This window comes from Sphaerochaeta sp. (assembly GCF_050178175.1).
Lineage (GTDB): Bacteria > Spirochaetota > Spirochaetia > Sphaerochaetales > Sphaerochaetaceae > Sphaerochaeta.
In genome coordinates this window covers 1-9,276 of sequence record NZ_JBFXGH010000087.1, presented here as the reverse complement: position 1 = coordinate 9,276, position 9,276 = coordinate 1, and the positions used below count along the sequence as shown (strand labels likewise).

General features: G+C 48.9%; 12 protein-coding genes. 4 read left to right on the top strand and 8 right to left on the bottom strand.

Going from position 1 to position 9,276, the window contains the following annotated elements:
- A partial coding sequence (locus AB7S66_RS09380; protein WP_428519363.1) for a nitrilase family protein occupies positions 1-845 on the bottom strand: 845 nt, incomplete at its 3' end.
- Positions 846-933: 88 nt separating this feature from the next.
- On the opposite strand from AB7S66_RS09380, the gene AB7S66_RS09375 reads away from it, so the two are divergent.
- A complete protein-coding gene (locus tag AB7S66_RS09375; RefSeq protein WP_428519361.1) occupies positions 934-2,226 on the top strand; it encodes a UDP-glucose dehydrogenase family protein in 1,293 nt (430 codons plus the stop codon).
- Between the two features lie 76 nt (positions 2,227-2,302).
- Here the strand turns inward: AB7S66_RS09375 and AB7S66_RS09370 are convergent, their stop codons facing one another.
- The 7 genes from AB7S66_RS09370 to AB7S66_RS09340 form a co-directional block, all read right to left on the bottom strand.
- Positions 2,303-2,599 (bottom strand): hypothetical protein, encoded by a 297-nt coding sequence (locus AB7S66_RS09370; protein WP_428519359.1) that lies wholly within the window; start codon positions 2,597-2,599, stop codon positions 2,303-2,305.
- A gap of 82 nt (positions 2,600-2,681) precedes the next feature.
- Positions 2,682-3,173 carry a hypothetical protein gene (locus AB7S66_RS09365; protein ID WP_428519357.1) on the bottom strand — a complete coding sequence of 164 codons (492 nt, stop codon included), beginning with the start codon at positions 3,171-3,173 and terminating at the stop codon, positions 2,682-2,684.
- A 239-nt stretch (positions 3,174-3,412) separates the two neighbouring features.
- Positions 3,413-4,033 (bottom strand): class I SAM-dependent methyltransferase, encoded by a 621-nt coding sequence (locus AB7S66_RS09360; RefSeq protein WP_428519355.1) that lies wholly within the window; start codon positions 4,031-4,033, stop codon positions 3,413-3,415.
- Positions 4,017-4,652: a class I SAM-dependent methyltransferase gene (locus tag AB7S66_RS09355; RefSeq protein WP_428519353.1), complete on the bottom strand. Its 636-nt coding sequence runs from the start codon at positions 4,650-4,652 to the stop codon at positions 4,017-4,019. Before AB7S66_RS09355 ends, AB7S66_RS09360 begins: the two co-directional genes overlap by 17 nt.
- Positions 4,653-4,676: 24 nt before the next feature.
- On the bottom strand, positions 4,677-5,231 hold the full coding sequence (locus tag AB7S66_RS09350; protein ID WP_428519351.1) for a permease: 555 nt from the start codon (positions 5,229-5,231) through the stop codon (positions 4,677-4,679).
- The gene (locus AB7S66_RS09345) at positions 5,228-5,707 is read right to left on the bottom strand and encodes a permease (RefSeq protein ID WP_428519349.1); all 480 of its coding nucleotides are present in this window, start codon (positions 5,705-5,707) and stop codon (positions 5,228-5,230) included. Before AB7S66_RS09345 ends, AB7S66_RS09350 begins: the two co-directional genes overlap by 4 nt.
- Positions 5,704-6,090: a helix-turn-helix transcriptional regulator gene (locus tag AB7S66_RS09340; RefSeq protein ID WP_428519347.1), complete on the bottom strand. Its 387-nt coding sequence runs from the start codon at positions 6,088-6,090 to the stop codon at positions 5,704-5,706. The genes AB7S66_RS09345 and AB7S66_RS09340 overlap by 4 nt, the downstream gene beginning before the upstream one ends.
- A 154-nt stretch (positions 6,091-6,244) precedes the next feature.
- Between AB7S66_RS09340 and zupT the strand changes: the two genes are divergently transcribed.
- From zupT to AB7S66_RS09325, 3 genes are all read left to right on the top strand, one after another.
- Positions 6,245-7,066, top strand: a complete 822-nt coding sequence (gene zupT, locus AB7S66_RS09335) for a zinc transporter ZupT (RefSeq protein WP_428519345.1) — start codon at positions 6,245-6,247, stop codon at positions 7,064-7,066.
- A gap of 128 nt (positions 7,067-7,194) precedes the next feature.
- Entirely contained in the window at positions 7,195-8,490 is a 1,296-nt protein-coding gene (locus AB7S66_RS09330; protein ID WP_428519343.1) for an ABC transporter substrate-binding protein, read from the top strand.
- 28 nt (positions 8,491-8,518) lie between these two features.
- A partial coding sequence (locus AB7S66_RS09325) for a carbohydrate ABC transporter permease (protein WP_428519341.1) occupies positions 8,519-9,276 on the top strand: 758 nt, incomplete at its 3' end.

Here is a 9,276-nt window from a genome sequence, read left to right as displayed (position 1 = left end):
GGTATGAGAGAAAGGTCGAGTTCTGCTCTTACCATGTCATTGCCAATTGCTTTCGATTCAGCCAAGACCTCTCCATACGGGTCCAGGATCATGGCATTCCCGGTCCTCACCTCATCATCGTCCCTTCCCACCCCGTTGCTGAAGAGCAGGAACATACCGTTGTCATGAGCACGGGAGGGGAGCCATCGCATCAACCACCCCCGTCCCTTGGGACCTTGGAATTCTGCCAAGAGCTCATCAGTTCTGGTCTCTCGCTCTTCCCAGAGCTGTGGGTCTATCGTCTTCATTCCCTTCGGGCTTGCGGAGTTGCATCCCCCGCTCTGGTGTGGGGCAAGCAAGACTTCTGCTCCTAGGAGGGAAGTCATACGAGCATTCTCAATGATGTTGTTGTCGTAGCAAATGAGTACTCCTAGCGTTACTCCCTCTGGGGTATCGAACACGGTGTAGGAGTCACCACTTTCCATATGGGCGCTGATGAATGTATGGAGTTTCCTATGCTTGTGGACTGAGCCATCACTGAGCGCTACCACATAGGTGTTGTACAGCGATCCATTCTCTGCCAATTCAATGAGTCCTGCGCCGATGGTCATCTTGTATTTGGTCGCCAGATCCACAAGTTTCCGGGTGGAAGGCCCATCAGGAACCGGTTCTGAGAGGACTTGAATCTCTTCTCTGCTTAGTTTTCTTACATGCCAGTAGCCGGTGATGCACATCTCTGGGAATACGATGAGTTTCACACCATCTTTACCGGCTTCATCAACATAAGCAGCAATGATTTCCAGATTAACCTCTTTATTGCCAGGTGTATGCTGGAACTGAACTGTCGCTGTTTTGTACGTTTCCATGTCTTTTCCCTCCAGATTCTGTTACTATACTATACCGAGATGCGCAATGCAGCTCTTACCATTACAAGGAAGTTTGGAGGAAGAACCTATGCGTCTGACGATTGCGGGGACTGGATATGTAGGGTTGGTTGCAGGTGTCTGCTTTGCCCATGTAGGGCATCAGGTCACCTGTGTTGATATCGACGAACAGAAAGTTGCGATGCTGAACAAGGGAATCAGCCCCATCTATGAGACCGATTTGGAGGAGTTTCTCCAGGAAGGACTCCAAAAGGGCCTCCTCTCTTTTACCACTGACTACCAGAGTGCCTATCGTGATCCTGATGTCATCTTTATCGGGGTAGGTACCCCTGAGCTTCCTGATGGGTCGGCTAACCTCAGCTATGTGGCCTCAGTTGCCCGGCAAATTGCCGAGAGCGTCGAGCGCGACTGTCTGGTTGTGGTCAAATCGACAGTTCCCGTCGGTACCAACGACAAGGTCGAGCAGTTCATCAAGGACTCCTTGGTGCATCCTGTTCGTATTGAGGTTGCTTCCAACCCGGAATTCCTTGCACAGGGAACGGCTGTGCATGACATGATGCATGCCCAGCGTATTGTGATCGGGATCGAGGACAAGCACTCTGAGACAATCCTCAGAGAGTTGTATGCTCCCTTCAATCTCCCCATCGTGGCAGTGAGCCGCAGAAGTGCGGAGATGACCAAGTATGCTTCCAACGACTTCCTGGCACTCAAGATCTCCTACATGAATGACCTGGCAAACCTTTGTGAACTTGTTGGTGCAAACATTGAGGATGTAGCCCTTGGCATGAGCTATGATAAACGCATCGGATCCCGCTTCCTGAAGGCCGGCATTGGGTATGGTGGGAGTTGCTTCCCCAAGGATACCAAGGCACTGCAATACCTTGCCGCCCAGTACGGCTACAACCTGAGAACGGTAACCGCTGCTGTGGATGTGAACAATGAACAGCGCTATAAACTGTACCGAAAGGCTGCCAATCGTATGATCACCTTCAACGGGATCAAGGTTGCTGTATTGGGTTTGGCCTTCAAGTCAGGTACCGATGACCTACGAGAGTCTCCAGCGGTCTACAATATCCCGCTCCTGTTGGAGCAAGGTGCAGAGATCACTGCATTCGATCCAGTGGCTGAAGAGAACTGCAAGCGTCAGTATCAATTTCCGATGGAGTATGCCCAGACTGTTGAGGATGCCCTAAAGGGAGCACAGGTTTGCTTCATCTTCACCGATTGGCAGGAGATCAGGGATGTGGGACCTTCAGCGTTCAAGTCCTTGATGAGGACTGCACTGGTATATGACGGGAGAAACCTCTTTAACAGCAGGGCAATGCTGGAAGCCGGGGTGGAGTACTACAGTATCGGGAGATAACAAGACAGTAAAGAGGAAGAAGAGGGGGCTCTCGTGTTGGCGAAAGACCCCCTTCCTATTTCACGATGATTCTGTTCTACCGTAAGGCAAACTCCACCATGTGTTGTTTTGCCTGGGCTATGTTGCCTTTGCTCATCGCCCGTTTTACCCTTTGAAGCAGGTCTTTCCCTTCAGCTTCGCTCAAGGTGTTGTCCTCCAGGGTCTGGGTCAGGTTGATACTCATCTCCAGTACCCCGTAGGCTGTTTCAATGTTCCCCATCTGGATGTGCTCTATCAGGGCTGAGTCAAGCATTTCAATCAGGAAGGGAGTGGTCATAACCGACTGGTGGTCCATTGAGGAGAACAGCAAGTCCTGTGGTATATATTGTGTCATATGCATCTATCCTCATGGAACGATCGGGCATCGACCGAGTGCCAATGATCAATCGTTCTACTCATAATATCTGCATAAATGATTAATTTTTCAAGTAGTAACACTGAATGTTGCTTTCTTGGCCCTTGAGTGTGAGCGTTTCGGTCTTGCCATCCTTGCTTTGTGAGTACACGACACTTACTGGATAGGGGGCGTTCTCGATGGAAAGCAAGAAGCCTGCATCTTCTTGGTAAAGAAGAGAGCCGGAGAGAGGGGGGACATCAGCAAACTGCAGTGAGAGTGAGAGTTCCTGGTCTGGGTTTGTCTGCCTATCACTGAATATGATTGAATCCAGGACCATATTGTGCAGTTCATCCAACCCCTCCGGTGTGCCCTGTGCATCATCAAGGACCCAACTTGATCCAATGAGACGTGACGTCACATCAACTGCCTCTTTTGGGTCGGGAGGGGTGATCGGCTGATAACTGCATCCATAACAGCCGAAGGCGAAGATGAACAGTACCACCAAGGCGAATCCGCTGAGGACTATGACCTTGGTTCTCTCTGCCTTTGTCTCTTCCTGTTTCTCTTTCATATGCTGCTCCTTTTCCTGTTTTTACCCAGTATGGAACAGGGAAGGGGTTGGCATAAGTTGTAAAAAGAATCGATATTCTTGTATTGCTGAGAGTTAGTAGTGTAAAGATGGTTGTATCGTCTTGGTTTCGGGTATACCTCCATCCTACGGATGAAGGTTCGAAACGTTACAAGATTTTTGAAAGTTAGGATGAATAGTTTACGAAAATCTGTACACATTGATTGATTCTTCCATGGATATCAGTTAGGGGTACAGATATACCAATTGGCACGCTCAGCAATCGGGATAACCTCCACTTGCCTGAAGCACTGCTTCATCTCGGCGAGACAGTCACGCATCTCTGTCTCTGCATGCTTGATGAAGTGGAAGTAGTCACCTCCTTCCAGCCATTCGATAAGGTTGGTAAGGGGGGAGCGGTTCGTGTTGTAGTCATGGATGATCACCAGGTGCTTGGCAATACGGCTCATCTCTCTGTAGAGCTTTTTCCGCTGCTCATATTCCATTCCATGGGCGACGTAGCTGGCTATGGCTATATCGAACTGGTTGTCCTGAAAAGGAAGCCCATCCAGCACATCTGCTTCCAGGAATGTAATATTGTCCCTGTCGGCTTTCTTTTTTGCGATTGCAAGCATCCTTGATGCTGGATCAATACCGGTTACTTCCAGATCCAGGTCAGAAAGGGCACTGCAGAAGGCTCCGGTACCGCAACCAACATCAATTATGCTGTTGTAGGAAGAGAGATCAACGGTGTTTTTCATCGCCAGGAGGTTCTTCGCGTACCGCTTCTTCTGGTATCGAAAGAACAGACCGTAGGTGGAAGCTATGGAATTGAAGAGATGTGTGCTACGTTCTTTTGCCAATGAGGTACACTCCTTTTTTCGTAGATCCCAGATATACAAGCTGCAACCCATTTGTTTCCATCAATTTCTTGATAGTTCCTTCTTCCTGGAGAAATGGTTTGGCTGCAAACGAAAATACATATACTACAGTACCATAAGGTTTCAATACACGTACAGCTTCTTCCAGATATACCGGGGCATTGCTGCTGAGTACGAGGGAGAAGCTCCCATCGGGATAGGGCAAAGCCCTTGCGTCAGCTACCTCGCAAAGGATGGTATTACTTTTTTGCTCCTGTACTTTCTGTTTACAGAGTTTGATCATCTCAGGGCTCTTGTCCACTGCCGTGATGGAAGCCTCCGGAAACCGATCGCTTGCGAGGATTGTTCCAACCCCAGTACCGCAACCGAGGTCGAGTATGGTGGTGTGGGAATCGCTGAGCCATGCAAGAGCAGCTCTTATCGGCTCTTGGTAGGTCTCTCGGTCCTTGGATAGTCTCTGGTCATATGTTTTGGCAATCTTTGCAGGGAAGCATGCCATGGCCATAAGAAACAGCTTCGACTCCTGTAATGACGGATGCCTGATCGATAATCTGATGAGTGGGCTGAGCAATAGATTCTTGACACGTACCAGTGTGATCATAGCGGTCCTCCCGCTTGGTTTCCCTTACCCTTTCATGGCCATTTTTTGTTTCGCGGTTACCTGCTCCAGGTCACTATTCATCCACTCTTTCTTTTTATCATGCTTGAGGATCAACTCCATGATCAATCCTATCGCAATCAGGGCTGCCAGCGTCAGTGAGAAACGCAGGAGGGTAAACGGCAACCCCAAGAACTTGATCTCAACCAAGAGCTGGGGAATCTTCAATGCTGCCCAACTTCCCAGGAAGAGAACCATGTTCGCAATACTTGCGCCTTTTCGAAGGAGGCTGGCGGTCATGGGGAAGGCAACATAGAGTGGACCGGTAGGAAGGGTGCCGAGGATGAGGGAGAGAACCCCTCCCTTGAACCCAGACTCCTTGCCCAACCATTTCTGGACATTCTGCTTCGGCAACCAGACTTCCATGAACCCCATCAGGAGGAAGACAGGGGGCATAATCAATGCCATCTCCTTGAAATAGTCCCAAAGAGCAGTTGAGGAACGCTCTGCTGTTTCGGGGGAGAAGATGGCGAGTGCGATGAAGATTGCGAGAATAATAAATACCACGGTAAAGCGTTTCATAGGAATACCTCCATGATAGCTGCAATGAGCAGGGCGGCGAGGAACCCAAGGGAATTGCGTAGGATGGTGAATTTCTTGCCCAAGGTCTTTATCTCCATGGGAGCAGTAACCATTCCAACCATCACCAGGGTGGTGATGAAGGCACTGATGGTAACCACGGTTGCCCCTGAGCGTAGAAGAGAACCAGCGAGAGGGAATGCCACCAAGGACGGGATGAGCGTTATCGCACCAAGAACAGCTGCAATGATGGTAGCGGAGAAGCCTGCTTCTTCCCCGACCAAGGATGAGATGGTCTGTTCGTCAAGCACTCCGAAGGTAAGTCCGACGATACCGAGAACTGCCAATAGGCTTGGTGCAGTCTTTACAAAGGCTTTTCCTGCTACATGCATAGCCTTTTTGGTCTTTTCCTTGCTCTTGACCAGGGAGATGATCAAGCTTACTGCTACCAAACTGTAGATGATGATAATTGTAGTCATTTGGTTTCCTTGTCGTTGTGTATTGTTTCAGCGTAGACGGAAATCAGTTGCTCGATCATGGATTTCCTCATCTTCAGGATATTGATCCACTGCGAAAGATTTTCCTTTCCTGTGTCTGTTATCTCGTAGGTTCTTCGTTTTGGTCCTGGACCACCTTCTTCCCAGCAAGAGCAGACCAGTTCTTCCTTTTCCATTTTCCTGAGGGTTCTGTAGAGTGTGCTTACATTGAGTTCTTCTTTGGTGAAGCCAAATTGCTCTAGCTGTTCCATGAGTCTGTATCCATGCCCTATTTCATTATAGAGCAACAACAAAAGACAGACTTCCAGGAAGTGTTCCAATTTATGGTTCTTGCCAGGACAACCAGCTGGCGGGTGTTCCTTCATTACTATTCCCTTAATGACTATATACATTTTGAATATAGTTGATATGCACATACTCTACTGCGTTTATCTACCGGTTGTCAATCAGTTCCTGTTGCTCTGAATTCCTGCTCGTGATAGGGTTAGGTATCGCACGCAATGTCGGGAGATTCTCGCTATGTATGATGTTTCTACTTCAACACTTCTGGTCGCCTTCGGATTGACCGTTTTTGCAGGGTTGGGTACAGGGCTCGGCTCTCTGATGAGCTTCTTCTCCAAGAAATTCAATCCACGTTTCCTTGCCGCAGCTCTTGGATTTTCAGCAGGAGTCATGATCTATGTGGCGATGATTGAAATCTTCGTTAAGGCTCGTGAAGCGCTTGAGTCAGCAATGGGGCCGAAACAAGGGTACTGGATGACCAGTATTGCATTCTTTGTCGGTATTGCCCTTATTGCCATCATTGACAAACTTATTCCTGAATATGAGAACCCACATGAGATGAAAGGCGTTCCTGGTGACTTGAAACCAGTGAAGGCAGGCGATGATGCCCGCCTTATGAGAATGGGGTTCTTCAGTGCACTCGCAATTGCAATCCATAACTTCCCCGAAGGCTTGGCTACCTTCATGTCAGGGCTTTCTGATCCAAGTTTGGGTATCAGCATTGCTGTGGCTATTGCTATCCATAATATTCCTGAGGGTGTTGCCGTTGCAGCCCCGATCTATTATGCGACCAAGAGCCGGAAGAAGGCTTTCTGGTTGAGCTTGCTCAGTGGCCTCGCTGAACCGGTAGGGGCTGTCATCGGGTACTTCCTTCTTCGGGCTTGGTTCAATGATATCACCTTTGGTTTTGTTTTCGCTTCTGTGGCAGGTATCATGGTTTACATCAGCTTGGATGAACTGTTGCCCACTGCCGAGGAGTATGGTGAACACCACATTGCAATCGCTGGTGTTATTGCCGGTATGATGGTCATGGCACTGAGTCTGGTACTGTTGGCTTAATACAGATATATCTCTTGTTGCATGCAGCTTTCTTTTGAGAGTTGCATTTTTTTATTGACGGATGTCCAAACGAAGGGTACCATACAGTGACTGATTAAATGATTAATCAAACACTTTAGGAGGATTGTATGAAAACAAACCAAACGAAGGGAGTAGTACGTCTACTGACCTTTCTGCTCGTTCTCTTTCTTGCTATGGGTATGGCCTTTGCTGCTGGCGCTAAGGAAGAAGCTGCTCCTAGCGGTCCTGTATCGATGACTATCGCCACTTGGACCAGCAACCCTGATCAGATTGCATTGCTTGACTCCTTTGTACAGGGATTTGCAGCACAGAAGGGTATCGAGATTGATGCAACCTTCGAATCCATTCCCTTTGCAGAGTACAACACCAAGCTCTCCTTGGAACTGCAAGGCCAGAATGGTCCTGATCTCTTTTGGGTTCTTGAAACAGCGGCCCCTGCATTCATCGAAAGTGGACTGCTTGCCAACCTGAATGATGCCATGCAGGCCTATGACCCCGAGGACATCTCCAGTGATGCTCTTGAGCTGTGGAGCAAAGATGGGAATGTGTATGCAATACCTTTCTCAACTTCTCCCTTCTTTATCCTCTACAACGAGGACCTCTTTGCCAAGGCTGGGGTAAAAACTCCTGAGCAGTATGCAGCAGAGGGTGCCTGGGATTGGGAAGCCTTCAAGATGGCAAGTAAGACGATCAAGGAAAAGACTGGTGTTTGGGGTTTCCAGACTGTAGATGGACAAGGCTATGATGCCCGTATCCTCCACAACCTTGCACCAATTGTCCGTTCCTATGGTGGTGATTTCTGGACCGATGATGGACAGGTCTTGATCAACAGTGATGCATCTGTCGCTGCTGTACAACTTTTCCATGATATGGTCTACCAGGATGTTTCTGTTGTTCCTCCAGGGAACCAAAGTGACTTCTTTGCAGGGAATGCTGCCATGACCGTTGGTCAGATCAGCCGTGTTTCCAAGCTCGATGATGCCGCATTCGCATGGGGAATCGCCCCAATGCCTTCCGGTCCTGAAGGGGCGTCCCCAGTTATCGGGCAGGCTGCTATCGGTGCTCACTCCAAGGGTAAGCAGGCCTCTCTTGCCAGTGAATTGGTTGCCTACATGACCAACAAGGACTCAGTTGCTGCCATGAGTGGTATTTGGCCACCAGCAAGAAAGTCTGTTCTTGAATCAGAGGCATTCCTCACCAGTAACAAGAGTGTAAGCAAGGAGCAAATGCAGAATGCAGTTGCTGCATCCATCAAGACCGGTCGTGTACTTCCCAGTCATGTGAAGTATCCCCAGATTGAAGTGGAATCGAAGATGGTATTTGACAAGCTCTGGCAGAAGAATGCAAATGTAGGTGCTATCCTTGATGAGGTTGCTGCAGTCTACGCAAAGTACATCAAATAGTAAGTAAGGTGGGTAGGAGTATGGACGAATGAAACAACATTCCTTGAAAGCAAATCATCGGCGGGATGCCATCATTGGATGGGCATTCATAACCCCACAGATGGCAGGATTCGTGTTCTTCGTCCTGCTCCCACTGGTTTCGGTGTTCCTGTACAGTGTACAGGAGAAGAATCTGCTCTTTGGAACAAGTGTGTTCAATGGACTTGAGAACTTTCGTCTGCTGTTTGCAGACCCACTGTTCTCCAAGTCACTGGTAAATACCTTGATTTTCAGTGCAGGTGTGGTACCTCTTAATCTGGTCTTCAGCCTCTTGCTCGCTCTCTATCTTGGGGGCGGGAAGATGGGAACCAGGTTTGTGAGGGGAATTATCTTCTTGCCTGTGGTCACCAGTGGGGTGGCCTGGGCAATTGTCTGGAAGTATCTCTTGCAAGGAGGGGATGCAGGACCGATCAACTGGTTCCTCTCCCTCATTGGGATAGAAGGGCCTAACTGGCTCTTTGAGAAAGGGTGGGCGATGGCCAGTGTCATCGTCAACAGAGTCATGAAGAATTTGGGAATGAACGTGCTCATCTTCATGGGTGCTGTACTCAATATGCCCGGCGATATCATCGAGGCCGCCCGCATTGATGGAGCAAAGCGCTTTACGCTCTTCTTCAAGATAAAGCTTCCTCTGTTGATGCCCACGGTCATGATGGTTGCCATTGTTACCATCATAGGATCGATGCGTGTCTTTGATACCATCAAGTTGATGACCGATGGGGGGCCGGAGGGGTCGACCATGGTAAT

Coding starts and splice junctions, on each gene's coding strand:
- AB7S66_RS09375 (WP_428519361.1), top strand. CDS start 934: ATGCGTCTGACGATTGCGGGGACTGGATATGTAGGGTTGGTTGCAGGT.
- AB7S66_RS09370 (WP_428519359.1), bottom strand. CDS start 2,599: ATGACACAATATATACCACAGGACTTGCTGTTCTCCTCAATGGACCAC.
- AB7S66_RS09365 (WP_428519357.1), bottom strand. CDS start 3,173: ATGAAAGAGAAACAGGAAGAGACAAAGGCAGAGAGAACCAAGGTCATA.
- AB7S66_RS09355 (WP_428519353.1), bottom strand. CDS start 4,652: ATGATCACACTGGTACGTGTCAAGAATCTATTGCTCAGCCCACTCATC.
- AB7S66_RS09350 (WP_428519351.1), bottom strand. CDS start 5,231: ATGAAACGCTTTACCGTGGTATTTATTATTCTCGCAATCTTCATCGCA.
- AB7S66_RS09345 (WP_428519349.1), bottom strand. CDS start 5,707: ATGACTACAATTATCATCATCTACAGTTTGGTAGCAGTAAGCTTGATC.
- AB7S66_RS09340 (WP_428519347.1), bottom strand. CDS start 6,090: ATGAAGGAACACCCGCCAGCTGGTTGTCCTGGCAAGAACCATAAATTG.
- zupT (WP_428519345.1), top strand. CDS start 6,245: ATGTATGATGTTTCTACTTCAACACTTCTGGTCGCCTTCGGATTGACC.
- AB7S66_RS09330 (WP_428519343.1), top strand. CDS start 7,195: ATGAAAACAAACCAAACGAAGGGAGTAGTACGTCTACTGACCTTTCTG.